The following is a 25,363-nucleotide window of genomic DNA, read 5'->3' as shown; positions in this document are numbered from 1 at the left end:
ACTCTCCCGTTCGGGTGAAATTCGGGCATCGGTCGGACACGTCATGCCGTCACTCGATAACGTGACGCCACATCTTTCGCACACGAGGACCCACGCTGCCTGTGCACCGTCTCCCAGATCTCTCCGGCCGAGTGGCCATACCGGTACCGGTGCAAACACGCGCCACTCCGGCAACGCCCTCATCACTGGACCGCTTCAACACGGCCCCCGCCGACGAGGCCGCCCGGACCCTCCTGACCTGCCTGGGAAGCCACGACTGGGCCCACCGCCTGACGGCCCACCGCCCCTACCCGGACCTCCCCGCCCTCCTGGCGGCGGCGGACGAGGCGGCATACGACCTGACGCCGACCGCCCTGACGGAGGCCCTGTCGGCGGAAACCCAGCCCGCCCTCCCGGCCGACACCTACGCGGCGGCCCACACGGCCCTGAGCGCGGCCCACGCGGCCTACGAGTCCCGCTTCGGACACGTGTTCGTCATCTGCCTGGACGGACTCAACCCCGACGAGTCGCTGGACCAGGTACTGGCAGCCATCCGGTCACGATTGACAAACGATCCGGACGAGGAACGCCTGGTGGCAGCAGAGGAACTCCGCCGCCTGGCGAGAACCCGGCTGACCAACGCCCTCTAAGGGGCGCGGGGAACTGCGCGACCAGCCACCGACCGCGCGCACCCGGCAAACCACGCAAACCCCCACCCCCTGACCCGCCCCACCCCGATCCACTGCTCCTTTGAGTGCAACTTTGATCACACAGGCAGGCCCCCCGTAAGCGCCGCAGGCAACCGTCGCTACCATGCTGGGGGCCGGTGGACCGTACCCGGCCGGGCCCGACCGACAAGGAAAGCCGGCGCGGCCCCAATCCCCGCTCCCGGAGGAAATTTCCGTGCCGGCTGGAACGCTGTACCGCGGCCGGGAAGGAATGTGGTCCTGGGTGGCTCATCGAGTCACCGGCGTCCTCATTTTCTTCTTCCTGTTCGTTCACGTGCTGGACACCGCTCTCGTGCGGGTGTCCCCCGAGGCCTACGACACCGTCGTGGCCACGTACAAGACGCCGATCGTCGCGCTGCTGGAGTACGGCCTCGTCGCCGCCATCCTCTTCCACGCGCTCAACGGCCTGCGCGTCATCGCCGTCGACTTCTGGGTCAAGGGCGCCCGCTACCAGAAGCAGATGCTCTGGACCGTCGTCGCCCTGTGGGTCGTGCTGATGATCGGGGCGATCTACCCCGTCCTCGGCCACGCCGCTCGTGAACTGTTCGGGAGCTGACGCCAATGTCCACGACTGAATCCCCCGCATCCGGGATCGGCCCCGTCGAGGGCGCCTCCCTCTACACGGTCGACAACCCGGCGCCGCTGATCGAAGCCCCCCGCGCGCGGACGAAGAAGACCCCGAAGTCCACCCGTGGCAACTTCGAGATGGTCGCCTGGCTCTTCATGCGCCTGTCCGGCGTGGTGCTGGTCGTCCTGGTCATCGGGCACCTGCTCATCCAGCTCGTCCTGGACGGCGGTGTCTCGAAGATCGGTTTCGCCTTCGTGGCCGGCCGCTGGGCCTCGCCGTTCTGGCAGGTCTGGGACCTCCTGATGCTCTGGCTCGCGATGCTGCACGGCGCGAACGGCCTGCGCACGGTCATCAACGACTACGCGGAGCGCCCGAACACCCGCCTGTGGCTCAAGGGCCTGCTCTACACCGCCACGGTGTTCACCATCCTGCTGGGCACGCTGGTGATCTTCACCTTCGACCCGAACATCCGCTAGGCACGGGGCTGCGAAAAATCATGAAGGTACACAAGTACGACACCGTCATCGTCGGCGCCGGTGGCGCCGGCATGCGCGCGGCCATCGAGTCGACGAAGCGCAGCCGCACCGCCGTCCTGACGAAGCTCTACCCCACCCGCTCCCACACGGGCGCCGCGCAGGGCGGTATGGCCGCCGCGCTGGCCAACGTGGAGGAGGACAACTGGGAGTGGCACACCTTCGACACGGTCAAGGGCGGTGACTACCTGGTCGACCAGGACGCCGCCGAGATCCTGGCGAAGGAGGCCATCGACTCGGTCCTCGACCTGGAGAAGATGGGCCTGCCGTTCAACCGCACGCCGAACGGCACCATCGACCAGCGCCGCTTCGGCGGGCACAGCCGGAACCACGGTGAGGCTCCCGTCCGCCGCTCCTGCTACGCGGCCGACCGCACCGGCCACATGATCCTCCAGACGCTGTACCAGAACTGCGTGAAGGAGGGCGTGGAGTTCTTCAACGAGTTCTACGTCCTGGACCAGCTGATCACCGAGGTCGACGGCGTCAAGAAGTCGTCCGGTGTGGTCGCGTACGAGCTGGCGACCGGCGAGATCCACGTCTTCCAGGCGAAGTCCGTGATCTACGCCTCCGGCGGCACCGGCAAGTTCTTCAAGGTGACCTCCAACGCGCACACGCTCACCGGTGACGGCCAGGCGGCCGTGTACCGGCGCGGGCTGCCGCTGGAGGACATGGAGTTCTTCCAGTTCCACCCGACCGGCATCTGGCGCATGGGCATCCTGCTGACGGAGGGCGCCCGCGGTGAGGGCGGCATCCTCCGCAACAAGGACGGCGAGCGCTTCATGGAGAAGTACGCGCCGGTCATGAAGGACCTCGCGTCCCGTGACGTCGTCTCCCGCTCCATCTACACGGAGATCCGCGAGGGCCGCGGCTGCGGTCCCGAGGGCGACCACGTCTACCTGGACCTCACCCACCTCCCGCCGGAGCAGCTGGACGCCAAGCTCCCGGACATCACGGAGTTCGCGCGGACCTACCTCGGCATCGAGCCCTACACGGACCCGATCCCGATCCAGCCCACCGCGCACTACGCCATGGGCGGCATCCCGACCAACGTCGAGGGCGAGGTCCTCAGGGACAACACCACCGTCGTCCCGGGCCTGTACGCGGCCGGCGAGGTGGCCTGCGTATCGGTGCACGGCGCCAACCGCCTGGGCACCAACTCGCTGCTCGACATCAACGTCTTCGGCCGCCGGGCCGGCATCGCCGCCGCGGAGTACGCCCAGAAGGCGGACTTCGTCGAGCTGCCCGCGGACCCGGAGTCCCTGGTCGTCGAGCAGATCGAGCGGCTGCGCTCCTCCACCGGCACCGAGCGGGTGGCGACGCTCCGCCGCGAGCTGCAGGAGTGCATGGACGCCAACGTCATGGTGTTCCGCACCGAGCAGACGATCAAGACGGCGGTCGAGAAGATCGCCGAGCTGCGCGCCCGCTACAAGAACGTGTCGATCCAGGACAAGGGCCGGCGGTTCAACACCGACCTGCTGGAGGCCGTCGAGCTGGGCAACCTGCTCGACCTGGCCGAGGTGATGGCGGTGTCCGCCCTCGCCCGCAAGGAGTCGCGCGGCGGTCACTACCGCGAGGACTTCCCCAACCGCGACGACGTCAACTTCATGCGCCACACCATGGCGTACCGCGAGGTGGGCGACGACGGCGCCGAGTCCATCCGGCTCGACTACAAGCCGGTCGTCCAGACCCGCTACCAGCCGATGGAGCGTAAGTACTGATGGCTACCCCTGTCATGGAGAAGAGCGACTCGGCCCCCGAGCCCGGCTTCGCCGACTCCCCCTACATCACGGTCACCTTCCGCGTCCGCCGGTTCAACCCGGAGGTCGCGGCCGAGGCCGCCTGGGAAGACTTCCAGCTGGAGATCGACCCGAAGGAGCGTGTCCTCGACGCGCTGCACAAGATCAAGTGGGACCTCGACGGAAGCCTGACCTTCCGCCGCTCCTGCGCGCACGGCATCTGCGGGTCGGACGCCATGCGGATCAACGGCAAGAACCGGCTGGCCTGCAAGACGCTGATCAAGGACCTCAGCCCCGAGAAGCCGATCACGGTCGAGCCCATAAAGGGCCTGACGGTCCTCAAGGACCTGGTCGTCGACATGGAGCCGTTCTTCCAGGCGTACCGGGACGTGATGCCCTTCCTGATCACGAAGGACACCAACGAGCCGACGCGTGAGCGCCTCCAGACCGCCGAGGACCGCGAGCGCTTCGACGACACCACGAAGTGCATCCTGTGCGCCGCCTGCACGTCGTCGTGCCCGGTGTTCTGGAACGACGGGCAGTACTTCGGTCCCGCCGCGATCGTGAACGCCCACCGCTTCATCTTCGACTCGCGCGACGAGGCCGGCGAGCAGCGGCTGGAGATCCTCAACGACCGCGACGGCGTCTGGCGCTGCCGCACGACCTTCAACTGCACGGACGCCTGCCCGCGCGGCATCGAGGTCACCAAGGCGATCGCGGAGGTGAAGCGGGCGCTGATCACGCGCCGCTTCTGACCCGCGGGACGACCGACACGGCCGAGGGCCCCGATCCATGTGATCGGGGCCCTCGGCCGTACTACGGGCGGGTCAGCCGCGCAGCGGGCGGCCTTCCTTGTCCGTGCGGTCGTTGCTGACCAGGAAGATGATGCCGTCGATCAGCGCCCAGAAGCCGAGGCCGCCGCAGGTGAGGAGCTGGGCCACACCGACACCGACGGAGCCGACGTAGAAGCGGCCGATGCCCAGGGTGCCCAGGAAGAGCTGGAGGATACCGGCGACGATCTTCGACTTGTCGGAGTACGGGCGGCCCTGCGGGTCGACGCCGTAGGGAGCGGTGGGGTTCGGGGGAACGGTCATGGTGTGGTGCTCCTGGGGAGATGTGGGACGGACCGGGGCGGATGGCCCCGGCGGCCCAGGAGGGGGACACCGCTGATCGCACGCTCGACGCACGGCGGCTCACGTCAGTGACGTGGCCGTCCCCCCTCTGTGCGTGACGAAGCGTAGGAGACGCATGGGTCAGTTGGGAAATATTATGATCCAACGTTCCCATTTCGTGATCATTGATCACACGACGTTGCGAACGACCGTCCAGGCCACCGCCGTCAGCAGGATCAGCGCCTGACCCCACGGGGCGATCCGGGGCCGGTAGGAGCGGCCGCGCAGGCCCTCCACCGTCCAACGGGCCCACAGCGCCAGCGCGAACGGCGCGGCGAGCAGCAGGGCGCGGTTGTCCAGCCAGGCCGCGGCGAAGTGACCGTGCATCAGGTCGTAGACCATGCGCGTGGCGCCGCAGGCCGGGCAGAGCAGCCCGGTGACGAAGCGGAACGGGCACTGGGGCAGCGGGTGGCCGCCCTCGTGCGGATCGGTGCCCCACAGGTACCCGGCACCGGCGGCACCCGCGACGAGCACCCCGAGGGGTGCGGCCGCGGGATGCCACTGCCGCCGTCGCCGGCCGGGCGGTGCGCAGGGCGCGGTGTCAGCCACGCAGGACGCGGCCCTGGTCGTCCGTACGGTCGTTGCTGACCAGGTACATGATGCCGTCGATCAGCGCCCAGAAGCCGAGGCCGCCGCAGGTGAGCAGCTGGGCCACGCCTATGCCGACGGAGCCGACGTAGAAGCGGCCTATGCCGAAGCTGCCGAGGAAGAGCTGGAGCACTCCGGCGACGATCTTCGACTTGTCGGAGTACGGGCGGCCGTAGGGGTCGTAGCCGTAGGGGGCGCTCGGGTCGGTGGCGTAGTAGCCCGGCGCCGGCGGGGGGTACCCGGGGGTCTGGTAGCCGGCAGCGCCCTGCGGGTAGCCGGGGGTCTGGTAGCCGCCGGGCGGGGGCTGCTGGCCACCCTGGGGGTAGCCGTAGGGGCCGGGCTGCCCGGCGGGGCCGGAGCCCTGTTTCGGGTAGCCGTAGCCGGGCGGCTGGGAAGGCTGGGGCGGTTGCTCGCTCACAGTGGGGTCACTCCTGGTCGACTTGGAAACTGCCGGTCATATTGCAGGACCGGAGCCGCACAAGAGAAGTCGGGGCCGGGAACGGCCGTCCGCCCGGGCGAGTGACCGCGCGGCACTGTCGCCGCCGCGTCCGTCCGCTCGGGCCCGCACACACCTAATCTGACGTCATGTCAGATCATGAGTCGTACGAACTGCTCGGGTTCGACAACGTGCTGCTGCCCGTCGGGAACCTCGGCGAGGCCGTCGACTTCTACGAGCGGGCCGGGTTCACGGTCGCCTACCGGCTCGACGAGGCCGGGATCGCGCTGCTGAAGGTGGGGGGCGAGACGCCCGGGCTGCTGCTGCGGGTGGAGGAGGAGTTCTGGCGGCAGCCGCCGATGTGGCCCTCCGCGCGGGTGTGGCTGGAGACGACGGACGCCCGCACGGCGGCCACGGCGCTGCGGGAGGCCGGGGTGCCGCCGCTCGACGAGCCGTTCCCCGTGGCCACCGGCTGGACCGTCGAGTTCGCCGACCCGTGGGGCAACGTCATCGGCCTGACGGACTACTCCAAACGTCCGGAACTGGGCCGTCGCCCCTGAGCCGACTTCCGGCTTGAACGTGTTCAAAAACAGGTCTACAGTCAGTCCTGTCAGCATTTTGAACGCGTTCAAGAAGGGGTGGGGCATGGACCGCACCGTCATCGCCTACGTCATCTACCTGGCCGTCAGCATCGGGCTGACCGTCTGGGTGGCCCGCACGCTCAGCCGCAACGGACGGGTCTTCCTCTCCGACGTCCTGCACGGCAACGAGAAGCTGGCCGACGCCGTCAACCACCTCCTGGTGGTCGGCTTCTACCTGGTCAACCTCGGCTTCGTCGCGCTCTACCTGAGCGACGACGAGACCATCACCGACACCCGCGGCATCTTCGAGGCGCTCTCGACCAAGCTGGGCGTGGTGCTGCTGGTGCTCGGCGTGATGCACCTGGGCAACGTCTACGTGCTCAACAAGATCCGGCGGCGCGGCATGATGGAGCGGGAGCAGGTGCCGCCGGTCCCGCCGCAGGGCTGGGTGGCCCCGACGGCCGGAGCCTGAGCCGATGGCTCCCGCCACCGGGACGGCCGGCGCCCCCGTGCGCCGGCTCACCGTCCTCTACGACGCCGAGTGCTCCCTGTGCACCCACGTGCGGGACTGGCTGCTGCGTCAGCCCCGCCTGGTGGAGCTGGACCTGGTCCCGGCCGGGTCGGACGAGGCGCGCGGGCGCCTGCCCGGCCTCGACCACGCGGCCACCCTCGACGAGGTCACCGTCGTGGGCGACGCCGGTCAGGTCTTCCGGGGCGCCGCCGCCTGGATCGTCGTCCTGTGGGCCCTGCGCGAGCACCGCGCCCTCGCCCACCGGCTCAGCACGCCCGCCGGCGCCCGGCTGGCCCGCGGGGCGGTGCTGGCCGCCGCGAAGTGGCGGGGCGGGCAGCGGACGTGGGGCGGCAACGGGTACCGCCGCGCCGACGGCTGGGTGTACGAGCCCGGCCTCGGGTGGCGGTTCGCCGGACCCGGGTGTGCCGACGGCACCTGCGGCACTGGATAGGCTCTGGACCCGTGCCTGCGACCAACGACGGCCCCGACGACGGCGCCCCCCTCACCAAGTCCGAGCAGACCCGCGCGCTGATCCTGGAGACGGCCATGCGGCTGTTCCAGGAACGCGGCTACGACCGGACGACGATGCGGGCCATCGCCCAGGAGGCCGGGGTCTCCGTCGGCAACGCGTACTACTACTTCGCCGGCAAGGAACACCTGATCCAGGGCTTCTACGACCGGATCGCCGCCGAGCACCAGGCGGCGGTCCGCGAGGTCCTGGCCAAGGAGACCGACCTGGAGGCGCGGCTGGCGGGCGTGCTGAAGGTGTGGCTGGACATCGCCACGCCGTACCACGAGTTCGCCGTGCAGTTCTTCAAGAACGCCGCCGACCCGGACAGCCCGCTCAGCCCCTTCTCCCCCGAGTCGGAGCACGCGCGTCAGGAGGCCATCAGCATCCACCGCGCGGTGCTGGCCGGCGCCAAGACCAAGGTGCCGGAGGACCTGCGGGACATCCTGCCGGAGCTGATGTGGCTCTCCCAGATGGGCCTCGTCCTGTACTGGATCTTCGACCGGACGGAGGGCCGCGAGCGCAGCTACCGGCTCGCCGAACGCGGCGCCCGGCTCACCGCGCGGGGCGTCGTGCTGGCCCGCTTCCGGGTCCTGCGCCCCCTGGTGCGCGAGGTGCACGAGCTGTTCACGGACTTCCTGCCCGGCATGACGCGGGCACTGCCGGACCCCAGCCGGAAGGCCGGCGGGAAGAGCAAGGGTCAGGCCTGACGGGACGCCAGCTCGATCACCGTGATGTCCGACTCCGCCCCCACGCGCGTGGGCGGTCCCCAGGCGCCCGCGCCGCGGCTGACGTACAGCTGGGTGTCGCCGTAGCGCTCCAGACCCGCCAGGGTGGGGTTGGCGGCCCCCGCGATGAGGTTGCCGGGCCAGAGCTGGCCGCCGTGGGTGTGGCCGGAGAGCTGGAGGTCGACGCCGTGGTCGACGGCGTCGTGGATCTGCACCGGCTGGTGGGCGAGCAGCACGCACGCCCGCGCCCGGTCCCGGTCGCCGAGGGCCTTGGCGTAGTCGGGGCCCTGGCCCTCCTCCTCGCCCGCCACGTCGTTGACCCCGGCGAGGTCGAAGTGGCGCAGCTCGGTGCGGGCGTTCTCCAGCGGGAGCAGACCGAGCCGCCGCACCTCCTCGACCCACTGCTCGGCGCCGGAGAAGTACTCGTGGTTGCCGGTGACGAAGTACGCGCCGTCCCGCGCCCTCAGCCCGGCCAGCGGGGCCGCCGCCGGGCCGAGGTCCTTCACGCTGCCGTCGACCAGGTCGCCGACGACGGCGATGAGGTCGGGCTGCGTGGAGTTGATCGTGTCGACGACCTTCTGCGCGAAGCCCCGGCCGAGCACCGGGCCGAGGTGGATGTCGCTGACCACGGCGATGCGGTAGCCGTGCGCCGCGCGCGGGAGCTTGGCCAGCGGCACGGTGACCCGCTTGACCGATGGGCCGTTCAGCACGCCGTACGTGCCGTAGCCGACCGTCCCGACGGCCGCCGCGGCGGCGGCACCGGCGACGACGCGGGAGACGAACAGGCGGCGGCTGGGGAGGGCGAGCGGACGGTCGGGCGCCTCGGGCGGCTGCGGTCCCTCCGGCGACCGGGGCGCCTCGGGCGACCGGCCCGGCTCGGCGGGCTCCGGCTGCTCGGGCGGGGCCGTGGCGGCCGGTATCCGCTCCGGGTCCGTGGCCTCGGCCCGCAGCGGCTCCGCGCCGGTCCGCCGCGCCGCCCTGCGCTCCAGGAAGCGCCGCAGCAGCGGACGGACGACCTCGCCCGCCAGCAGCGCGAGGAGCAGGTAGATGGAGAGCGCCAGCCACAGGAAGCCCGGCCAGGCCAGCACCTGCTGGAGCCAGAAGGGGGCGCCCGCGCGCTCGGCGACCAGGGCGCCGACGGCCAGCACCCAGCCCCCGGCGATCACCGCCCCGCCGACCCGGCGCACCGGGCCCGGGCCGCGGGTGGTGTCACGGAACAGGCGCCGCCACACGTACCAGTTGGACGTCACGAGGACGCTCACCACTGCCAGCGCGACCAGCGCGAAGACGACCACCATGCCGCCGTATCCCCTCGGTTGTGACGTCCGCGACGCCTATGACCTTCGGCGCAGTACGCGCACCGAACGCAACCCGATGCCTCCGACGACCGTCCCCAATACGAAGGAGACGACGGCGAGCAGCAGGTGCACCCAGAAGTACGCCGTGGGGTCGCCGTCCTCGAAGGCGAGCCCGCTGCTGTCCTTGATCAGATTTTTGACGAAAGTGATCCAGATGATCCAGCTCCACACCCCGAAAGCGAGCAGGAACCAGGAGACGGGGCGGCTGAGCTTCATGGTTTCAGTATCGCCGCACGCTGTCCTGAACCGTGCGCGGGGTGGGGAGGGGGGTGGGAAGGGCCGACTCCCGGGAGGTACGTTCTCGCTCGTGCCCGCACCCAAGAAGGCCCTCAGGCGAACCCTGTCGGTCACCTCCGCCGCCCTGACCGCACTCGCCGTGCTCTCCCCCGCCGCGCTCGCGGCCCCCGACCCCTCGAAGAGCCCGACGCCCACTCCCCCCGCGTCGATGTCGACCATGGGCGGCGCGCGGCTCGGGAAGCCCGGCACGCAGGTGGACCTGGCGGGTGGGGCGCCCGTGCTGCCCAAGGACCTCACGGCCCGTTCCTGGATCGTGGCGGACGCCGAGTCCGGCGACGTGCTCGCCGCGCACAACGCGCACTGGCGGCTGGCCCCGGCGAGCACCCTGAAGATGCTGTTCGCCGACACACTGCTGCCGAAGTGGCCGAAGACCACCAAGCACAAGGTGGAGGTCTCCGACCTCGCGGGCATCGGCGCCGGCTCCAGCCTGGTCGGCGTCAAGGAGGAGGAGACCTACACCGTCCACGACCTGTGGCTCGGGGTCTTCCTGCGCTCCGGCAACGACGCCGTGCACGTGCTGTCCGCGATGAACGGCGGGGTCGACCGGACCGTCGCGGACATGAACGAGCACGCCGAGGAGCTCCAGGCCCTCGACACCAACGTGGTCAGCCCCGACGGCTACGACGCGCCGCACCAGGTCTCCTCCGCGTACGACCTGACGCTGTTCGCGCGCTCGGGGCTGCAGAAGAAGGACTTCCGCGAGTACGCCTCGACGGTCCGCGCGAAGTTCCCCGGCCAGACGGAGAAGGACAAGAAGGGCAAGACGACCCGTAAATCCTTCGAGATCCAGAACACCAACCGGCTGCTGTCCGGCGACTCGGACATGGAGGTCTACCCGGGCATCGCGGGCGTGAAGAACGGCAACACCACCAACGCGGGCGCCACCTTCACGGGCGTCGCCGAGCGGAACGGCAAGGTGCTGCTCGTCACGGTGATGAACCCGGCCAAGGACGAGCACAACGAGGTCTACAAGGAGACGGCCCGCCTGTTCGACTGGGGCTTCGCGGCGGCCGGCAAGACGCGGCCGGTGGGCGAGCTGGTCCGGCCGAAGAGCGCCGCGCAGGCCAGCCCCGGGCCGGACGCCTCCGGGGAGGCCGGCGGCACCGGGAAGGGCGCCGCGGGCACCAGGCCGGTGGCGGGCGCGACGGCCTCGGACGGCTCCGGCGGGGTCGGGATCGCGGCCGGCATCACGGCCGGGGTGCTGGTACTGCTCGCGGGCGGCGCGTTCCTGGTCAACCGGAGGTGGCCGCTGCCGGACCTGGTCCGCCGCCGGACCCGCCCGTGACGTCCGGGGCGTCGGCACCGTCGCCGTCGCCCCCGTCCCCGAGCTCCTGCGCCTTGCTTCCGGTCGCCGTCCAGGCGGCGGCGAACAGCACCAGCTTCGAGGTGAAGTTGATCCACAGCAGCAGGGCCACGGGGACGCCGAAGGCGCCGTACATGCTCTTCGCCGCGACGCCCTGCATATAGCCGCTGAGCAGCAGCTTCAGCAGCTCGAAGCCGATCGCGCCGATCAGTGCGGCGACGATCAGGCGGCGGCGCTCGGGCTGGACGCCGGGGAGCAGGGTGAGCACGTACAGCAGCAGGAGGAAGTCGGCGAGGACGGCCACCGCGAAGGCGGCGACGTAGAGCAGGACGCCGCCGACTCCGCCCTCGGCCAGGCCGATCGTGCGGATGATCCAGCCGACCAGCGCCGAGGCGACGGTGGAGATGGCGACGGTGACCAGCAGCGCGCCGCCGAGACCGACGAGGACGCCCGCGTCCTTGGCCCGGTGCAGGACGGGGTTCTCCTCCTCGTCCGGCAGCTCCCAGACGGCGCGCAGACAGCCCCGGGTGGCCTCGACCCAGCCCATGCCGGTGAACAGCAGCAGGAGTCCGGCGATGAGGCCGACGGTGCCCGCGTTGTCGACCAGGTCCTGGATGTTCAGCTGGTCGGAGATGCCGGGGATCTGCTCGGCGATCTTGTCCTGGAGCTGGTTCTGCTGGTCCTTGCTGAGGGTGGCGGCGGCGATGGCCGCGGCCAGGCTCAGCAGCGGGAAGAGCGCGACGAAGCTGGTGAAGGTCATGGCGGCGGCCAGCCGTGCCCACTTCACCCGGTCGAGCCGTTCGTACGAGCGCCACGCGTGCGTGGTCATCAGGCGTGCGATCCACGGTCCCACGACGGGGAGCTTCTTCAGCCAGTCCATGATCCGACCCTGCCCCCGCTCGTCCCGGTCCATGATCTCGTCCGGCCACCGGATCCGTCCGCGGCCCGGAAGACCAGTGTTCTTGTGCCCCAGAAGCGCAGGATCGTGCCCAGGACCATGCCGATTCCGGCGCCGGAGACGGTGTCGGCGCGCTGCGAGGTGAGGCCGAGGCCGTAGTGGCTGACGGTCAGGCACAGCAGTTGCACGGCGGCACCGGCGAGGTTCACCGCGACGAACACGGCACAGGGGCGCAGTCCCCGGGGGCGGGTGTGCCGGTAGGTGCCCAGCGCGTTGCCCGCGTACGCCACCGCGCAGCCGGCGACGAAGGACAGCGTCTTGGCGCTGAGCGGGCCGAGGCCCGCCGGACCGCGCAGAAGGGTGAAGAGCCCGAGGTCGACGGCGTAGGCGAGCAGGCCCACGGAGGCGAAGCCGGCCAGCTCGCGCCGGTCGGCTACCAATTGGCCACCGCCAGGCCGTACATCGCCACCCAGACCACGCCGATCAGCGCGAGCGCCCGGTCGCGCAGGACGACGTCCTCGGGTTCGCCCGCGGTGCCGCGGTCGGCGAAGACGGCGTAGCGCAGGACGGCGAGGACGAAGGCGATCATGGACAGCTGGCGCCAGGGCAGCACGCTGGTGTGCGGGACGCCGCCCTCCTCCATGGCCCACAGGCAGTAGCCGAGGACGGCGACACCGGCCGCGAGCTGCCAGACGAAGCGGAGGTAGCCGGTGGTGTACTCGGTGAGCAGCGCGCGGGTGGCGCCCGCCTGCCCGGCCATCTGGACGGCCTCGGAGTACCGCTTGGCGGCGACCATGAACAGCGCGCCGAAGCCGGTCGTGATGAGGAACCAGCGCGACAGGGGGATGCCGAGCGCGAGTCCGCCGATCATCGCCCGCATCAGGAAGCCGGTGGTGACGACGGCCAGGTCGACGACGAGGACGTGCTTGAGGGTGACGCAGTACGCCAGTTGCATCGCGAGGTAGGCGGTCAGCAGGGCCGCGACGGACGGCGGGCACAGCCAGGCCGCTACGAGGGGCGCGAGGAGGCCCAGGATGCCGCCGACGGCGTACGCGAGCGGCACCGGGACCTGTCCGGCCGCGACCGGGCGGTGCCGCTTGACGGGGTGGGCGCGGTCGGCCTCGGCGTCGCGGGCGTCGTTGACGAGGTAGACGGCGGAGGCGCAGGCGGTGAACAGCACGAAGACCAGGGCGAGCCGGCTCAGCGCGGGCAGCGAGAACAGCTCGCCCGCGGCGGCCGGGGCGGCGACGACCAGGACGTTCTTGACCCACTGGCGGGGGCGTGCGGTCCGGAGCAGGCCGCTCAGCACGCCCTTCGCGCGGGGCGTCGCGGGCTCCCCCGGCCGCTGCGGGGCGCGTTGTCCCAGGACGGCCGTGTCAGTCACGGGTGCCTCCTCGCATCCAGCCGGCGCCGAGCCGGGCCGTGAGCGCGCCCAGGGCCGCGCCGGCCGCGACGTCCGAGGGGTAGTGGACCCCGACGACCAGCCGGGAGGCGCACACCGCGGCGGCCAGCGGGCGGACCGCGGGCACGCCGAGCGCACCGAAGGCGACGGCGGCGGCCGCGGCCGAGGTGGCGTGGGAGCTGGGGAACGAGTGCCGTCCGGCGGTGCGCACCAGGGGCACGACGTGCGCCGGGCGCGGACGGCGCACGACCCGCTTCAGGGCCATGCTGACGACGTGGGCGCCCGCGGTGAGCGCGGTGCCGCGCAGCCAGGCCCCCCGCCGCGTGCGGTCCACGGCGGCTCCGGCGAGACCCGCGGCGAGCCACAGGGCCGCGTGCTCCCCGGCCCAGGACAGGGCGCGCGCGGTGCCGGCCACGCGCGGGTCCGTGCCGCAGGCTCTGAGCGCCGTGACGATCCGGTGGTCCATGTCGTCGAGGTCGTCCATGCCGACTCACTGTTCCCGCCCGCCGGACCGGAAGGACGGCACGATCGAGCGACATACCATTAATCACCCGTTTCGGGTATGTGCGTGATGTTTTGGAACTAATCGTTCGCATAGGGGCGATACGGTCACCGGCATGTCTGCCGACACCGACTGGGGTCCCGTCACCGGCTGGGGCCGCACCGCGCCCACCGCGGCCCGTCTGATCCGCCCGCGGACGTACGAGGAGGCCGCCCTGGCCGTCCGGGACTGCGGGGCCCGCGGCGGCATCGCGCGGGGGCTGGGGCGGGCGTACGGGGACGCCGCGCAGAACGCTGGGGGTGCCGTCCTTGACATGACGGCCCTGAACCGCGTGCACGCCGTCGACGTCGCCGGCGGCACCGTGCTCTGCGACGCGGGCGTCTCCCTGCACCACCTGATGGAGGTGCTGCTGCCGCTCGGCTGGTTCGTGCCGGTGACGCCCGGCACCCGCTACGTCACGGTCGGCGGGGCGATCGGCGCGGACATCCACGGCAAGAACCACCACGTGTCGGGGTCCTTCGCGCGGCACGTGGTCTCCCTGGAGCTGCTCACCGCCGACGGCGGGGTCCGCACCGTCACCCCGGGCACGCCCCTGTTCGACGCGACCGCCGGCGGCATGGGCCTCACCGGGGTGATCCTCACCGCGACGCTGCGGCTCCACCCGGTCGAGACCGCGCTGATGTCCGTCGACACCGAGCGCGCCGACGACCTGGACGACCTGATGGCCCGTCTGACGGCCACCGACCACCGCTACCGCTACTCCGTCGCGTGGATCGACCTCCTCGCGCGCGGCCGGGCGACCGGCCGCGCGGTGCTCACCCGCGGCGACCACGCCCCGCTGGACGCGCTGCCCGCCCGCTCCCGCGCGCGGCGCACGCCGCTGGCCTTCCGCACCTCCCGCCTCCCGGCCGCCCCCGACCTGGTCCCGGACGGGCTGCTCGGCCGGACCACGGTGGGCCTGTTCAACGAGGTGTGGTACCGCAAGTCCCCCCGGTTCAGCCGGGGCCGGCTCCAGCGGATCTCCACCTTCTTCCACCCCCTGGACGGCGTCCCGCACTGGAACCGGATCTACGGCCGCGGCGGCTTCGTGCAGTACCAGTTCGTCGTCGGCGAGGGCCGGGAGGACGCCCTGCGCCGGATCGTGCGGCGCATCTCGGAGCGCCGCTGCCCGTCCTTCCTGGCCGTCCTCAAACGGTTCGGCCAGGCCGATCCCGGCTGGCTCTCCTTCCCCGTGCCCGGCTGGACCCTGGCCCTGGACATCCCGGCGGGCCTGCCCGGCCTCGGCACCTTCCTGGACGAGCTGGACGAGGAGGTCGCGCGGGCGGGCGGCCGGGTCTACCTCGCCAAGGACGCGCGGCTGCGGCCCGAACTGCTCGCCGCGATGTATCCGCGTCTCGACGACTTCCGCGCGCTGCGCGCGGAGCTGGACCCGCGCGGGGTGTTCGTGTCCGACCTGGCCCGCCGTCTCACCCTCTGACCCCTGGAGCTGTCGTGAAGGACGCCTTCGGCCTCCCCCAGTCCCTGCTCGTCCTCGGCGGTACGTCCGAGATCGCGCTCGCCACCGCGCGCCGTCTGGTGGCCCGCCGCACCCGCACGGTGTGGCTGGCCGGCCGCCCCTCCCCCGCCCTGGACGCGGCCGCCGAGCAGCTGCGCGGCCTCGGCGCCGAGGTGCGCACCGTCGCCTTCGACGCGCTCGATCCCGAGTCCCACGAGGCGGCGCTCGGCAAGGTCTTCGCCGAGGGCGACGTCGACCTGGTGCTGCTGGCCTTCGGCATCCTGGGCGACCAGGCGCACGACGAGCGCGAGCCGCTGAACGCCGTGCGGGTCGCGCAGACCAACTACACGGGCGCGGTCTCGGCGGGCCTGGTGAGCGCGCGGGCGCTGCAGGCGCAGGGCCACGGCTCCCTGGTGGTGCTCTCCTCGGTGGCCGGCGAGCGGGCCCGGCGCGCCAACTTCATCTACGGCTCCAGCAAGGCCGGCCTGGACGCCTTCGCGCAGGGCCTGGGCGACGCGCTGCACGGCACGGGCGTGCACGTCATGGTCGTACGTCCCGGGTTCGTGCGGTCGCGGATGACCGCCGGGTTGGAGGAGGCGCCGCTCGCGACGACGCCCGAGGCGGTGGCCACGGCGATCGAGCTGGGGCTGCGGCGGCGCTCGGAGACGGTGTGGGTGCCCGGTGCGCTGCGGGTGGTGATGTCGGCGGTGCGGCACCTGCCGCGGACGCTGTTCCGGCGGCTGCCGGTGTGAGGTCCGGCTGCCGGGTGGGCTCCGATCACCGGTGCCGGGCGGGCTCCGATCACCGGCCGGGCAGCGAGCCGCTCTCCACGCGTCCGGCCTGCGGGGGCACCGTGGCGCTGCCGAAGGGGAACTCGCGCAGCTTGCGCCACACCCCGTCGGGGCCCTGCTCGTAGAGCGCGAAGCCGGTGCAGGGCCACTGGGCCGCGTAGTCGGACAGCTCCTCGTAGGCGCGGTCCATCGCCGCTTCCTCGATGCCGTGCGCCACGGTGACGTGCGGGTGGTACGGGAACTGCAGTTCCCGTGGGACGGGACCGGACGCGTCGCGCACCCGCTTCTGGAGCCAGGAGCAGGCCGCGGCGCCCTCGACCACCTGGACGAAGACCACGGGCGACAGCGGACGGAAGGTCCCGGTGCCGGACAGCCGCATCGGGAAGGGCCGGCCGCGCGCCGCCACCTCCGCGAGGTGCGCCTCGATCGCGGGCAGCGCGCTGCCGTCGACCTCGGTCGGCGGCAGCAGGGTGACGTGCGTGGGGATGCCGTGAGCAGCGGCGTCGCCGAAGCCCGCGCGCAGCTGCTGGAGCTGGCTGCCGTGAGGCTCCGGGACCGCGATCGACACGCCGATCGTTACGGTCCCCACGTCGTCTCCTGTCGTTACGTGTCACTCGGTCTGTGTCGCTGTGTCGGACACCCGGCTATCGACTGTACGGCCACGACCGTGCCCGGGGCAGGCGCAACCGGAGTGATGTGCAGCGCTACGGCGGCGTGCCGGGGCGCACGGACGGTGCCGGGATCAGGGCGGGGGCGGTGCCCCGGGTCAGTGCTTGGCGGGCAGGAAGCCCACCATGTCGTACGTCCGGGAGAGGGTCTCGGCGGCGACGGCGCGGGCCTTCTCGGCGCCCTTGGCCAGGATCGAGTCCAGCGTCTCCGGGTCGTCCAGGTACTGCTGGGTGCGCTCCCGGAAGGGGGTCACGAACTCGACCATGACGTCGGCGAGGTCCGTCTTGAGCGCGCCGTAGCCCTTGCCCGCGTACTTCTCCTCCAGCTCGGCGATCTCCGCGCCGGTGAGCACCGAGTAGATCGAGAGGAGGTTGCTGACGCCCGGCTTCTGCTCGCGGTCGAAGCGGATCACGGTGTCCGTGTCGGTGACCGCGCTCTTCACCTTCTTGGCGGTGGCCTTGGGCTCGTCCAGGAGGTTGATCAGGCCCTTCGGCGTGGACGCCGACTTGCTCATCTTGATCGACGGGTCCTGGAGGTCGTAGATCTTCGCCGTCTCCTTGAGGATGTACGGGGAGGGCACGGTGAACGCCTCGCCGAAGCGGCCGTTGAAGCGCTCGGCCAGGTCGCGGGTCAGCTCGATGTGCTGGCGCTGGTCCTCGCCGACCGGGACCTCGTTGGCCTGGTAGAGCAGGATGTCCGCGACCTGGAGGATCGGGTACGTGAACAGGCCGACGGAGGCGCGGTCGGCGCCCTGCTTGGCGGACTTGTCCTTGAACTGGGTCATGCGGCCGGCCTCGCCGAAGCCGGTGAGGCAGTTCATGATCCAGGCGAGCTGGGCGTGCTCGGGGACGTGGCTCTGCACGAAGAGCGTGCAGCGGTCCGGGTCCAGGCCGGCCGCCAGGAGCTGGGCGGCGGCCAGCCGGGTGTTGGCCCGCAGTTCCTTCGGGTCCTGCGGGACCGTGATCGCGTGCAGGTCGACGACCATGTAGAACGCGTCGTGGGTCTCCTGGAGGGCCACCCACTGGCGGACGGCGCCGAGGTAGTTGCCGAGGTGGAACGAGCCGGCGGTGGGCTGGATGCCAGAGAGTACGCGGGGGTGGTCTGTCGCCATGTTTTTTATTGTCTCAGAGAGATCGGGGGGTTCTGTGCGTGGGGAACTGCGGGTCGTTCGTGGCTGGTCGCGCAGTTCCCCGCGCCCCTGAAGGGGCGCTTCAGCCCAGGTCGATTTCCGGGTACAGGGGGAAGCCTGCCACCAGGTCCGTGGCTCGTTGGGCGATTTCCTGGGCGACCTTTTCGTCGAGGACGTGGGACGCCTTCGACGGGGCGCCCGACTTCGTCGTGCCCTGTTCCGTCGTCGTCAGGACGCGGTCGATCAGGCCCGCGACCTCGTCCATCTCCGCCGTGCCCAGGCCGCGGGTGGTGAGGGCCGGGGTGCCGATGCGGATGCCCGACGTGTACCAGGCGCCGTTCGGGTCGGACGGGATGGCGTTGCGGTTGGTGACGATGCCGGAGTCGAGGAGGGCTGCCTCGGCCTGGCGGCCGGTGAGGCCGTAGGAGGACGCCACGTCGATCAGGTTGAGGTGGTTGTCCGTGCCGCCGGTGACCAGGGTGGCGCCGCGCCGCATCAGGCCCTCGGCGAGGGCGCGGGCGTTGTCGACGATGCGCTGGGCGTAGTCCTGGAACGCGGGCTGCCTGGCCTCGGCAAGGGCGACGGCCTTGGCGGCCATGACGTGCGGGAGCGGGCCGCCGAGGACCATCGGGCAGCCGCGGTCGACCTGGTCCTTGAGCGAGTCGTCGCACAGGACCATGCCGCCGCGCGGGCCGCGCAGCGACTTGTGCGTCGTCGTCGTCACGATCTGCGCGTGCGGGACCGGGTCGAAGTCGCCGGTGAGGACCTTGCCCGCGACGAGACCGGCGAAGTGCGCCATGTCGACCATGAGGGTCGCGCCGACCTCGTCGGCGATCTCGCGCATGATCCGGAAGTTCACCAGCCGGGGGTACGCCGAGTAGCCCGCGACGATGATCAGCGGCTTGAACTCGCGGGCCGAGGCGCGCAGGGCCTCGTAGTCGATCAGACCGGTGGCCGGGTCGGTGCCGTAGGAGCGCTGGTCGAACATCTTGCCGGAGATGTTCGGGCGGAAGCCGTGGGTGAGGTGGCCGCCGGCGTCCAGGGACATGCCGAGCATCCGCTGGTTGCCGAAGGCCTGGCGCAGCTCGGCCCAGTCCCCGTCCGTCAGGTCGTTGACCTGGCGGGCGCCCGTCTTCTCCAGGAAGGGCACCTCGACGCGGGCGCCGAGGACGGCCCAGAAGGCGACGAGGTTGGCGTCGATGCCGGAGTGCGGCTGGACGTAGGCGTGCCGGGCGCCGAAGAGTTCGCGGGCGTGCTCGGCGGCGAGGGACTCTACGGTGTCGACGTTGCGGCAGCCGGCGTAGAAGCGGCGGCCGATGGTGCCCTCGGCGTACTTGTCGCTGAACCAGTTGCCCATCGCGAGGAGTGTGGCCGGGGAGGCGTAGTTCTCCGAGGCGATCAGCTTGAGCATCTCGCGCTGGTCGGCGACCTCCTGGCCGATGGCGTCGGCGACGCGGGGCTCGACCGTGCGGATGACGTCGAGCGCGGCTCGGTAGGCAACGGACTCGGGGGTGAGTTCTGCGGGCATGTCGGCCTCCGGACGTTGTGTTCAGCGTTCACGGTACGGACGGCCCAGGCGCACGGCACTCGTTCTTCTAGGGCCGCTCCCCGATGGTTGGTCCATCCCAGCGCGCCAGTCACGGCCCGGGGCCAGGCTACCGGAAAGCGTCTGCCGGGTTGCTGTGTGTACCCGGGTGCGGGTGCGTTGGGGCTGGTCGCGCAGTTCCCCGCGCCCCTGGGGGCCTGCGGCCCCCTCCAGGGGCGCTAGAGGATCACGTGGGGCAAGAAGCGGGCGTATTCGTCCGTCACCAAGCCCGACGACTCCCTGATGCCCAGGCCCGCCGACTCGTTCTCCACCACCCAGGCGCCGAGGACCACTCGGTTGCCGTCGAAGTCGGGGAGGGGGGCGAGGGCCTGGTAGCAGCAGGGGTCGGTGCGGGGTGTCGGGGCGGTGCCGGGGTCGTGGATCGTCACTCCCGCGCCCTCGCGGCCCAGCAGTGGCTTGGCGACCCAGCCCGTCGTGTCGGGCAGGTCCCTCGGGCCGTCCAGGTAGGCCGGCAGGAGGTTGGGGTGGTCCGGGTACAGCTCCCAGAGGATGGCCAGCAGGGCCTTGTTGCTGAGCAGCATCTTCCAGGCGGGCTCGATCCACAGGGTGGTGCCGGTGCCGCCGCCGTTGTCGAGGGTGTCCAGGACGTGGCCGGCGAAGCGGTCGGTGGTGAGCCACTCCCAGGGGTAGAGCTTGAAGAGGCTGCGGATGAAGCGCAGCTTGTTGTCGACGAAGCGGCCGGAGAGGCGGTCCCAGCCGATCTCCTCCATGGAGATCCAGTCGGTCTCCAGGCCGGCCTGTTCGGCGGTCTCCTTGAGGTAGGCGACCGTCATCAGGTCCTCGCCGAGTTCGTCGTCCGAGGAGTGCGCGAAGTACAGGGGGTTGCCGGGCGGGAGCAGCGCGGCCTGCTTCTTCCAGGCGTCGACCAGGCGCTCGTGCAGGCTGTTCCACTGGTCGGCGCCGGGGAAGCGCTCCTCCATCCAGAACCACTGCGGGGACGCGGCCTCGACCAGGGAGGTCGGGGTGTCCGCGTTGTACTCCAGGAGCTTGGCGGGCCCGGTGCCGTCGTAGCGCAGGTCGAAGCGGGCGTAGACGGAGGGGAGTTCGGCGCGGCGGTGCCAGGCCTCGGTGACCGCCCGGACGATACGGGGGTCGGTGATGCCCAGGTCGGTGAAGCGGTCGTGGGTGACGATGTGCTCGGCGGCGGCCAGGCACATGCCGTGGAGTTCCTCGACGACCTCCTCCAGCGCCTCGACCTCCGGCAGGGAGAAGACGTAGTGGGCGCTCTCGTCCCAGTACGGGCGCAGGGAGCCGTCGGGGTAGCGGGTCAGGGGGTAGATCAGCCCCTGTTCCTCGACGGTCTCCTGCCAGCCGGTGCGCGGGGTGATGGTCCGGCGTTCCACGCGCTCAGCCTCCGCCGCTGCCGCCCGAGCAGCCGAAGCCGCCGCGGTCCACGGCCTCGGACCGGCTGAAGGTGCCGTCGTCGGCCCAGCCGCCGCTCACGTCGGCGTCGTAGTACCAGTCGGCGTCGGCCGAGGTCCTCTTCTTGCCGCCCTTGCCGTACGAGCTGCCCGACGAGCCCGACTTGCAGTTCTTGTCGGAGACGACCTTGTAGCCGTTGAGGTAGTCGTAGCTGTCGCGGTCCACGCAGCGACGGTCGGGGTCCGAGCCGCATGCGCTCAGGGCCGCCGCGAGCATTCCCATGCCACCGAGCACCACGGTGCTCGACCGCAGCCGTCGCCGGGTCTCTGCCATTTCCTCGTCTCCCCGTTGTCCGCGCGGTTGTACGACAGTTGGGCCGGTCGAGTGTACGGCCGCCGTCGCGGGTGGACTTTACGGCAGCGCCCGGCACAGGGCGTCCAGGGCCCCCGCCCAGGCGTGGTCGGGCGGGGTGCCGTAGCCGACGACGAGGGCGTCCAGCGGGGGGACATCGGCGTCGGGGTGCCGGAACATGGAGAGGCCGTGGACCGCGAGTCCGTGCCAGGCGGCGGCGCGGACGGCCTGCCGCTCGGTGCCGGGCGGCAGTTCGAGGACGGCGTGGAGTCCGGCGGCGATGCCGGTGACGCGGACGCCGGGCGCCCGTTCGGCGAGGGCGGCGACCAGGGCGTCGCGGCGGCGCCGGTAGCGCAGGCGGGCGGCGCGGACGTGGCGGTCGTAGTCGCCGGAGCCCAGGAACTCCGCGAGGGTCAGCTGGTCGAGGACGCCGGGGGTGCGGCCCGCCATGCCGTCCATGACCTCCTCGACGAGCGCGGGCGGCAGGACCAGCCAGCCCAGGCGCAGGGCGGGGGCGAGGGACTTGCTGGCGGTGCCCAGGTAGACGACGCGGTCGGGGTCGAGGCCCTGGAGGGCGCCGACGGGCTGGCGGTCGTAGCGGAACTCCCCGTCGTAGTCGTCCTCCAGGACCAGGCCGCCGGTGCGGCGGGCCCAGTCGATCAGCGCCGTCCGGCGCTCGGGGAGCAGCGGGAGGCCGAGGGGGAACTGGTGGGAGGGGGTCAGCAGGACGGCGCCGGCGGCGGCCGGGGCGTCGGGCGGGAGGGTGCCGCGGTCGTCGAAGGGCAGCGGGGGCGTGTCGCAGCCCGCTCGCTGGAGCAGCCGGCGGTGGTGGGGCAGGCCGTACGACTCAACGGCGACGGCGTTCCCGGCCCGGCGGCGCAGCAGTTCGGCGAGGACACCGAGGCCGCCGAGGAAGCCGGCGCACACCACGATCCGGTCGGGGTCGGCGTGCACGCCCCGCGCGCGGGACAGGTATCCGGCGAGGGCCGTGCGCAGTTCCACGCGGCCGCGCGGGTCGCCGTAGCCGAGGGCCTGGTCGGGGGCGGCGGACAGGGCGCGGCGGGCGGCCCTGAGCCACTGGGCGCGGGGGAAGGAGGCGAGTTCGGGCGTGCCGGGGACGAGGTCGTAGGCCGGGCGGCCCGGCTCGCGCGGGTGGGGTGCCGGGCGGTGTGCGGGGGTGACGGGCGTGCGGTCGGCGACCCGGGTGCCGGAGCCCTGCCGGGCGGCGAGCCAGCCCTCGGCGATCAGGTCGGCGTAGACCTCGGCGACCGTGTTGCGGGCCACGCCCAGGTCGGCGGCGAGCGAGCGGGAGGAGGGCAGCCGGGTGCCGGGGGCCAGCCGGCCGCCGCGGACGGCCTCGCGCAGCGCCTCGGTGAGGCTCCGGCGCAGGCCGGGTCCGGAGCGGTCCAGATGCAGGTCGACGCCGAAAGTGGCCCAGGATTTCGCCATGGGAATGGACCATACCCTTGGGCTGCCTCACTTCTAGGCTCGGTGGCATGACGACGAACGAGAACACCACCACCGCCCCCGAGGCCTTCGCCGCCGAGCACGCGCCCCGGCTGGACTGGGCGAAGCACGCCCCCGAGGTCTGGAAGGCGATGCTCCGCCTGGACAAGGCCGCCACGCAGGGGCTCGACCCGAAGCTGGGGGAGCTGGTGAAGATCCGCGCCTCCCAGCTGAACCACTGCGCCTTCTGCCTGGACATGCACACCAAGGACGCGCTGGCGGCGGGGGAGAGCGTGGAGCGGATCGTGCAGCTCGCCGCCTGGGACGAGTCGCGGCACTTCTACACGGAGAAGGAGCTGGCGGCGATCGAGCTGACGGAGGCGGTGACGGTGCTGACCGACGGCTTCGTGCCGGACGCGGTGTACGAGAAGGCCGCCGCGCACTTCGACGAGCCGGAGCTGGCGCAGCTGATCGCCGCGATCACGGTGATCAACGCCTGGAACCGCTTCGGGGTGACCTGCCGGCGGACGCCGGGGCACTACACGCCGGGCCAGTACGCGTGACGGCCCGTACGACCCACCTGGACGCCGGCGTCCGTTCGGCGCTGCAGGGGATGGGCGCGGCCGCCAAGCGGGGCCTCGGTGACGCGGGACTCGCCGAGCTGGTGCAGATCCGCGCCTCGCAGCTCAACCACTGCGCCTTCTGCCTCGACATGCACCTGGGCATCGCCCGCAAGCAGGGGGTGAGTGAGCAGCAGCTGGATCTGCTCGCCGCGTGGGAGGAGGCCGGGGAGGTCTTCGACGCGCGGGAGCGGGCCGCGCTGGCACTGACCGAGGCGGTGACGGTGCTGACCGAGGGCTTCGTGCCGGACGCGGTGTACGAGGAGGCCGCGCTCCACTTCGACGCCGACGGGCTGGCGCACCTGCTCGCGCTGATCGCGGCGATCAACAGCTGGAACCGGCTGATGGTCGCGCGGCGGATTCCGGCGGGGAGCACGGAGTGGTGACGACCGGCGCCGAGCGCTTCCGCGCGCTGCACCACGGCCGTACGCCCGAGGACCCGCTGGTCCTGCCGGGTCCCTGGGACGCGGCGAGCGCGCGGGTGTTCGCGGAGGCCGGGTTCCCGGCGCTGGCGACGCCGAGCGCCGGGGTGGCGGCCAGTCTCGGGTACGAGGACGGGCGGACCCCGGCCGACGAGATGTTCGCCGCCGTCGCCCGGATCGCGCGGGCCGTGGACGTGCCGGTGTCGGCGGACGTCGAGGGCGGCTACGGGCTGGCGCCGAAGGAGCTGGTGGAGCGGCTCCTGGAGGCGGGCGCCGTGGGCTGCAACCTGGAGGACTCCGCGGACGGGGTGCTCAAGGACCCGGCGGAGCACGCCGAGTGGCTGGCCGAGGTGCGGGCCGAGGCGGGCGGCGGCCTCTTCCTCAACGCCCGGATCGATACGTTCGTCAGGGGCGTCGAGGATCCGGGGGCGGCCATCGGACGGGCCGCGGCGTACGTGGCCGCGGGCGCCGACTGCGTGTACCCGATCGGCGCCCCGGCCGGTGTGCTGCCGCTGCTGCGGGCCGGGATCCAGGGCCCGCTGAACGTGTTCGCGCGGCCCGGGGAGGGCCCCTCACCCGCCGCACTCGGCGGACTCGGGGCCACCCGGGTCACGTTCGGGCCGGGTCTCCAGCGGCGCGCGGACCGGGCGCTGCGGGAGATCGCGGCCGGACTCGCGAAGTGACGGTCAGGACAGCCACTCCTTCCAGACGGACTCGTGGCTGTCCACCCACTTCTTCGCCGCCTCCTCGGGCCGCATCTTCTGCTCGGCGATCATCAGGGAGACCTGGTTCTGGTCCTCGGTCGTCCACTTGAACTTCTTGAGGAGGTCCGCCGCCTTGCCGCCCTTCTTCGCGAAGTCGGCGTTGAGGTACTTCTGCAGCGGGGTGACCGGGTAGGCGCAGTCGACCTTCTCCGGGTCGGCGTCGCAGCCCTCCTTGTACGGCGGCAGCTTCACCTCGGTCATCGGGACCTTCTCGAACAGCCACTGGGGGGTGTACCAGTAGCTCAGGAAGGGCTTCTTCTCCTTGGCGAACTGCTTGATCTGGGTGATCTGGGCGGCCTCGGAGCCGGCGAAGACGACCTGGTAGTCCAGGTTCAGGTTCTTCACCAGCGCCTTGTCGTTGGTGACGTAGGACGGGGAGCCGTCCATCAGCTGGCCCTTGCCGCCGCTCTCCGCGGTGCGCAGCAGGTCGGCGTACTTGTTGAGGTTCTTCCAGTTGGTGACGTCCGGGTGCTTCTTCGCGAAGTACGTCGGGACGAACCAGCCGATGTGCCCGGTGACGCCGAGGTCGCCGCCGGGGGCGATGGTCTTCTTGTCCTTGACGTACCGCTGTTCCTGCTCGGGGTGGCCCCAGTCCTCCAGGATGGCGTCGACGCGGCCCTGGCTGAGCGCGTCCCAGGCGGGGACCTCGTCGACCTGGACGGTGTCGACGCGGTAGCCCAGCTCGTGCTCCAGCAGGTACTGGGCGACGGCCACGTTGGCCTGGGCGCCGACCCAGGACTGCACGGACAGGGTGACGGTCTTGGCGCCCTGGGCGTTGGCGAACGGGGACGCCTGCTTGGTCATGTCGGCGGCGCCGCACCCGGTGAGCAGGGTCAGCGCGGCGGCCGAGGCGACGGCCGTGGTGGTACGTACGCGCATG

At 71.8% G+C, this 25,363-nt stretch carries 31 protein-coding genes and 1 riboswitch; of the genes, 15 read left to right on the top strand and 16 right to left on the bottom strand.

Annotated elements, in window-relative coordinates; translation table 11 throughout:
* The first annotated feature begins 149 nt into the window (after positions 1-149).
* From ACFC1X_RS10355 to ACFC1X_RS10335, 5 genes are all read left to right on the top strand, one after another.
* Positions 150-629, top strand: a complete 480-nt coding sequence (locus tag ACFC1X_RS10355; RefSeq protein WP_376350771.1) for a 2-oxo-4-hydroxy-4-carboxy-5-ureidoimidazoline decarboxylase — start codon at positions 150-152, stop codon at positions 627-629.
* Between the two features lie 253 nt (positions 630-882).
* Complete coding sequence (sdhC, locus tag ACFC1X_RS10350; RefSeq protein ID WP_079163643.1) at positions 883-1,263, top strand: succinate dehydrogenase, cytochrome b556 subunit; 381 nt, start codon at positions 883-885, stop codon at positions 1,261-1,263.
* A 5-nt stretch (positions 1,264-1,268) separates the two neighbouring features.
* The gene (locus ACFC1X_RS10345) at positions 1,269-1,751 is read left to right on the top strand and encodes a succinate dehydrogenase hydrophobic membrane anchor subunit (protein ID WP_122615873.1); all 483 of its coding nucleotides are present in this window, start codon (positions 1,269-1,271) and stop codon (positions 1,749-1,751) included.
* Between the two features lie 20 nt (positions 1,752-1,771).
* Positions 1,772-3,526, top strand: coding sequence for a succinate dehydrogenase flavoprotein subunit (sdhA, locus tag ACFC1X_RS10340; protein ID WP_376350768.1), 1,755 nt, complete (start codon positions 1,772-1,774; stop codon positions 3,524-3,526).
* Complete coding sequence (locus tag ACFC1X_RS10335) at positions 3,526-4,299, top strand: succinate dehydrogenase iron-sulfur subunit (RefSeq protein WP_122615871.1); 774 nt, start codon at positions 3,526-3,528, stop codon at positions 4,297-4,299. Before sdhA ends, ACFC1X_RS10335 begins: the two co-directional genes overlap by 1 nt.
* 72 nt (positions 4,300-4,371) lie before the next feature.
* Here ACFC1X_RS10335 and ACFC1X_RS10330 read toward each other — a convergent pair whose 3' ends face one another.
* The 3 genes from ACFC1X_RS10330 to ACFC1X_RS10320 form a co-directional block, all read right to left on the bottom strand.
* A complete protein-coding gene (locus tag ACFC1X_RS10330; RefSeq protein ID WP_122615870.1) occupies positions 4,372-4,638 on the bottom strand; it encodes a TM2 domain-containing protein in 267 nt (88 codons plus the stop codon).
* A 207-nt stretch (positions 4,639-4,845) separates the two neighbouring features.
* Positions 4,846-5,265 carry a DUF2752 domain-containing protein gene (locus tag ACFC1X_RS10325; RefSeq protein WP_122615869.1) on the bottom strand — a complete coding sequence of 140 codons (420 nt, stop codon included), beginning with the start codon at positions 5,263-5,265 and terminating at the stop codon, positions 4,846-4,848.
* A complete protein-coding gene (locus ACFC1X_RS10320; RefSeq protein WP_376350763.1) occupies positions 5,258-5,722 on the bottom strand; it encodes a TM2 domain-containing protein in 465 nt (154 codons plus the stop codon). The genes ACFC1X_RS10325 and ACFC1X_RS10320 overlap by 8 nt, the downstream gene beginning before the upstream one ends.
* Before the next feature lie 167 nt (positions 5,723-5,889).
* Here ACFC1X_RS10320 and ACFC1X_RS10315 point away from each other — a divergent pair, with 167 nt between their 5' ends.
* From ACFC1X_RS10315 to ACFC1X_RS10300, 4 genes are all read left to right on the top strand, one after another.
* On the top strand, positions 5,890-6,300 hold the full coding sequence (locus ACFC1X_RS10315) for a VOC family protein (RefSeq protein ID WP_125495347.1): 411 nt from the start codon (positions 5,890-5,892) through the stop codon (positions 6,298-6,300).
* 85 nt (positions 6,301-6,385) lie between these two features.
* On the top strand, positions 6,386-6,793 hold the full coding sequence (locus ACFC1X_RS10310) for a hypothetical protein (protein ID WP_376350760.1): 408 nt from the start codon (positions 6,386-6,388) through the stop codon (positions 6,791-6,793).
* Between the two features lie 4 nt (positions 6,794-6,797).
* Positions 6,798-7,283, top strand: coding sequence for a thiol-disulfide oxidoreductase DCC family protein (locus tag ACFC1X_RS10305; protein WP_376350757.1), 486 nt, complete (start codon positions 6,798-6,800; stop codon positions 7,281-7,283).
* An 11-nt stretch (positions 7,284-7,294) separates the two neighbouring features.
* On the top strand, positions 7,295-8,050 hold the full coding sequence (locus ACFC1X_RS10300) for a TetR family transcriptional regulator (RefSeq protein ID WP_376350755.1): 756 nt from the start codon (positions 7,295-7,297) through the stop codon (positions 8,048-8,050).
* Here the strand turns inward: ACFC1X_RS10300 and ACFC1X_RS10295 are convergent.
* Positions 8,041-9,366 carry a metallophosphoesterase gene (locus ACFC1X_RS10295; RefSeq protein ID WP_376350752.1) on the bottom strand — a complete coding sequence of 442 codons (1,326 nt, stop codon included), beginning with the start codon at positions 9,364-9,366 and terminating at the stop codon, positions 8,041-8,043. The genes ACFC1X_RS10300 and ACFC1X_RS10295 overlap by 10 nt on opposite strands.
* A 36-nt stretch (positions 9,367-9,402) precedes the next feature.
* Positions 9,403-9,642 (bottom strand): SCO4848 family membrane protein, encoded by a 240-nt coding sequence (locus ACFC1X_RS10290; protein WP_345588414.1) that lies wholly within the window; start codon positions 9,640-9,642, stop codon positions 9,403-9,405.
* 91 nt (positions 9,643-9,733) lie between these two features.
* Here ACFC1X_RS10290 and ACFC1X_RS10285 point away from each other — a divergent pair, with 91 nt between their 5' ends.
* A complete protein-coding gene (locus tag ACFC1X_RS10285; RefSeq protein WP_376350749.1) occupies positions 9,734-11,008 on the top strand; it encodes a D-alanyl-D-alanine carboxypeptidase family protein in 1,275 nt (424 codons plus the stop codon).
* Here ACFC1X_RS10285 and ACFC1X_RS10280 read toward each other — a convergent pair.
* Genes ACFC1X_RS10280 through ACFC1X_RS10265 form a run of 4 tightly spaced genes read right to left on the bottom strand, consistent with a single transcriptional unit; the run spans position 10,956 to position 13,810 of the window.
* Positions 10,956-11,906, bottom strand: coding sequence for a YihY/virulence factor BrkB family protein (locus ACFC1X_RS10280; RefSeq protein ID WP_376350746.1), 951 nt, complete (start codon positions 11,904-11,906; stop codon positions 10,956-10,958). The two genes, ACFC1X_RS10285 and ACFC1X_RS10280, sit on opposite strands and share 53 nt — an antisense overlap.
* On the bottom strand, positions 11,894-12,364 hold the full coding sequence (locus ACFC1X_RS10275; RefSeq protein ID WP_376350744.1) for a GtrA family protein: 471 nt from the start codon (positions 12,362-12,364) through the stop codon (positions 11,894-11,896). The genes ACFC1X_RS10280 and ACFC1X_RS10275 overlap by 13 nt, the downstream gene beginning before the upstream one ends.
* Positions 12,358-13,308 carry a decaprenyl-phosphate phosphoribosyltransferase gene (locus ACFC1X_RS10270; protein ID WP_376350741.1) on the bottom strand — a complete coding sequence of 317 codons (951 nt, stop codon included), beginning with the start codon at positions 13,306-13,308 and terminating at the stop codon, positions 12,358-12,360. The genes ACFC1X_RS10275 and ACFC1X_RS10270 overlap by 7 nt, the downstream gene beginning before the upstream one ends.
* Positions 13,301-13,810, bottom strand: coding sequence for a phosphatase PAP2 family protein (locus ACFC1X_RS10265; protein WP_376350739.1), 510 nt, complete (start codon positions 13,808-13,810; stop codon positions 13,301-13,303). The genes ACFC1X_RS10270 and ACFC1X_RS10265 overlap by 8 nt, the downstream gene beginning before the upstream one ends.
* A gap of 133 nt (positions 13,811-13,943) precedes the next feature.
* Here ACFC1X_RS10265 and ACFC1X_RS10260 point away from each other — a divergent pair, with 133 nt between their 5' ends.
* Together ACFC1X_RS10260 and ACFC1X_RS10255 are read left to right on the top strand one after the other, a co-directional pair.
* Positions 13,944-15,305 (top strand): FAD-binding protein, encoded by a 1,362-nt coding sequence (locus ACFC1X_RS10260; RefSeq protein ID WP_376350737.1) that lies wholly within the window; start codon positions 13,944-13,946, stop codon positions 15,303-15,305.
* A 14-nt stretch (positions 15,306-15,319) separates the two neighbouring features.
* A complete protein-coding gene (locus tag ACFC1X_RS10255) occupies positions 15,320-16,075 on the top strand; it encodes a decaprenylphospho-beta-D-erythro-pentofuranosid-2-ulose 2-reductase (RefSeq protein WP_376350734.1) in 756 nt (251 codons plus the stop codon).
* 49 nt (positions 16,076-16,124) lie between these two features.
* Here ACFC1X_RS10255 and ACFC1X_RS10250 read toward each other — a convergent pair whose 3' ends face one another.
* The 6 genes from ACFC1X_RS10250 to ACFC1X_RS10225 all read right to left on the bottom strand — a co-directional run bounded on the left by ACFC1X_RS10250 (position 16,125) and on the right by ACFC1X_RS10225 (position 22,680).
* Positions 16,125-16,703: a 2'-5' RNA ligase family protein gene (locus tag ACFC1X_RS10250; RefSeq protein WP_376350732.1), complete on the bottom strand. Its 579-nt coding sequence runs from the start codon at positions 16,701-16,703 to the stop codon at positions 16,125-16,127.
* A gap of 177 nt (positions 16,704-16,880) precedes the next feature.
* Complete coding sequence (trpS, locus tag ACFC1X_RS10245) at positions 16,881-17,894, bottom strand: tryptophan--tRNA ligase (RefSeq protein WP_376350729.1); 1,014 nt, start codon at positions 17,892-17,894, stop codon at positions 16,881-16,883.
* Positions 17,895-17,994: 100 nt separating this feature from the next.
* The gene (locus tag ACFC1X_RS10240; RefSeq protein WP_376350727.1) at positions 17,995-19,440 is read right to left on the bottom strand and encodes a glycine hydroxymethyltransferase; all 1,446 of its coding nucleotides are present in this window, start codon (positions 19,438-19,440) and stop codon (positions 17,995-17,997) included.
* Positions 19,441-19,475: 35 nt separating this feature from the next.
* A riboswitch (ZMP/ZTP riboswitch) is annotated at positions 19,476-19,563 on the bottom strand.
* 113 nt (positions 19,564-19,676) lie between these two features.
* Positions 19,677-20,861, bottom strand: a complete 1,185-nt coding sequence (locus ACFC1X_RS10235; RefSeq protein ID WP_376350724.1) for a glutathionylspermidine synthase family protein — start codon at positions 20,859-20,861, stop codon at positions 19,677-19,679.
* A gap of 4 nt (positions 20,862-20,865) precedes the next feature.
* Positions 20,866-21,213, bottom strand: a complete 348-nt coding sequence (locus ACFC1X_RS10230; RefSeq protein ID WP_307014706.1) for a hypothetical protein — start codon at positions 21,211-21,213, stop codon at positions 20,866-20,868.
* A gap of 78 nt (positions 21,214-21,291) precedes the next feature.
* Positions 21,292-22,680: a PLP-dependent aminotransferase family protein gene (locus tag ACFC1X_RS10225; protein WP_376350721.1), complete on the bottom strand. Its 1,389-nt coding sequence runs from the start codon at positions 22,678-22,680 to the stop codon at positions 21,292-21,294.
* Positions 22,681-22,727: 47 nt separating this feature from the next.
* On the opposite strand from ACFC1X_RS10225, the gene ACFC1X_RS10220 reads away from it, so the two are divergent.
* The 3 genes from ACFC1X_RS10220 to ACFC1X_RS10210 are packed head-to-tail and all read left to right on the top strand — an operon-like array spanning position 22,728 to position 24,402.
* On the top strand, positions 22,728-23,240 hold the full coding sequence (locus tag ACFC1X_RS10220; RefSeq protein ID WP_376350718.1) for a carboxymuconolactone decarboxylase family protein: 513 nt from the start codon (positions 22,728-22,730) through the stop codon (positions 23,238-23,240).
* Positions 23,237-23,683, top strand: coding sequence for a carboxymuconolactone decarboxylase family protein (locus tag ACFC1X_RS10215; RefSeq protein WP_376350715.1), 447 nt, complete (start codon positions 23,237-23,239; stop codon positions 23,681-23,683). The genes ACFC1X_RS10220 and ACFC1X_RS10215 overlap by 4 nt, the downstream gene beginning before the upstream one ends.
* Complete coding sequence (locus ACFC1X_RS10210; RefSeq protein ID WP_376350712.1) at positions 23,677-24,402, top strand: isocitrate lyase/phosphoenolpyruvate mutase family protein; 726 nt, start codon at positions 23,677-23,679, stop codon at positions 24,400-24,402. The genes ACFC1X_RS10215 and ACFC1X_RS10210 overlap by 7 nt, the downstream gene beginning before the upstream one ends.
* A 3-nt stretch (positions 24,403-24,405) precedes the next feature.
* On the opposite strand, the gene ACFC1X_RS10205 is transcribed toward ACFC1X_RS10210, so the two are convergent.
* Positions 24,406-25,362, bottom strand: coding sequence for an ABC transporter substrate-binding protein (locus tag ACFC1X_RS10205; protein WP_376350709.1), 957 nt, complete (start codon positions 25,360-25,362; stop codon positions 24,406-24,408).
* Position 25,363: the final 1 nt, after the last annotated feature.

Source organism: Streptomyces sp. NPDC056128 (assembly GCF_042263835.1).
Lineage (GTDB): Bacteria > Actinomycetota > Actinomycetes > Streptomycetales > Streptomycetaceae > Streptomyces.
The sequence above is the reverse complement of the archived record's forward strand: the minus strand, read 5'-3'. Positions and strand labels throughout refer to the sequence as shown.

What these genes read in the sequence shown, in the direction of transcription:
- ACFC1X_RS10345 (WP_122615873.1), top strand. Translation starts at nt 1,269, where the DNA reads ATGTCCACGACTGAATCCCCCGCATCCGGGATCGGCCCCGTCGAGGGC.
- sdhA (WP_376350768.1), top strand. Translation starts at nt 1,772, where the DNA reads ATGAAGGTACACAAGTACGACACCGTCATCGTCGGCGCCGGTGGCGCC.
- ACFC1X_RS10335 (WP_122615871.1), top strand. Translation starts at nt 3,526, where the DNA reads ATGGCTACCCCTGTCATGGAGAAGAGCGACTCGGCCCCCGAGCCCGGC.
- ACFC1X_RS10330 (WP_122615870.1), bottom strand. Translation starts at nt 4,638, where the DNA reads ATGACCGTTCCCCCGAACCCCACCGCTCCCTACGGCGTCGACCCGCAG.
- ACFC1X_RS10315 (WP_125495347.1), top strand. Translation starts at nt 5,890, where the DNA reads ATGTCAGATCATGAGTCGTACGAACTGCTCGGGTTCGACAACGTGCTG.
- ACFC1X_RS10310 (WP_376350760.1), top strand. Translation starts at nt 6,386, where the DNA reads ATGGACCGCACCGTCATCGCCTACGTCATCTACCTGGCCGTCAGCATC.
- ACFC1X_RS10305 (WP_376350757.1), top strand. Translation starts at nt 6,798, where the DNA reads ATGGCTCCCGCCACCGGGACGGCCGGCGCCCCCGTGCGCCGGCTCACC.
- ACFC1X_RS10295 (WP_376350752.1), bottom strand. Translation starts at nt 9,366, where the DNA reads ATGGTGGTCGTCTTCGCGCTGGTCGCGCTGGCAGTGGTGAGCGTCCTC.
- ACFC1X_RS10290 (WP_345588414.1), bottom strand. Translation starts at nt 9,642, where the DNA reads ATGAAGCTCAGCCGCCCCGTCTCCTGGTTCCTGCTCGCTTTCGGGGTG.
- ACFC1X_RS10280 (WP_376350746.1), bottom strand. Translation starts at nt 11,906, where the DNA reads ATGGACTGGCTGAAGAAGCTCCCCGTCGTGGGACCGTGGATCGCACGC.
- ACFC1X_RS10265 (WP_376350739.1), bottom strand. Translation starts at nt 13,810, where the DNA reads ATGGACGACCTCGACGACATGGACCACCGGATCGTCACGGCGCTCAGA.
- ACFC1X_RS10260 (WP_376350737.1), top strand. Translation starts at nt 13,944, where the DNA reads ATGTCTGCCGACACCGACTGGGGTCCCGTCACCGGCTGGGGCCGCACC.
- trpS (WP_376350729.1), bottom strand. Translation starts at nt 17,894, where the DNA reads ATGGCGACAGACCACCCCCGCGTACTCTCTGGCATCCAGCCCACCGCC.
- ACFC1X_RS10240 (WP_376350727.1), bottom strand. Translation starts at nt 19,440, where the DNA reads ATGCCCGCAGAACTCACCCCCGAGTCCGTTGCCTACCGAGCCGCGCTC.
- ACFC1X_RS10230 (WP_307014706.1), bottom strand. Translation starts at nt 21,213, where the DNA reads ATGGCAGAGACCCGGCGACGGCTGCGGTCGAGCACCGTGGTGCTCGGT.
- ACFC1X_RS10225 (WP_376350721.1), bottom strand. Translation starts at nt 22,680, where the DNA reads ATGGCGAAATCCTGGGCCACTTTCGGCGTCGACCTGCATCTGGACCGC.
- ACFC1X_RS10220 (WP_376350718.1), top strand. Translation starts at nt 22,728, where the DNA reads ATGACGACGAACGAGAACACCACCACCGCCCCCGAGGCCTTCGCCGCC.
- ACFC1X_RS10205 (WP_376350709.1), bottom strand. Translation starts at nt 25,362, where the DNA reads ATGCGCGTACGTACCACCACGGCCGTCGCCTCGGCCGCCGCGCTGACC.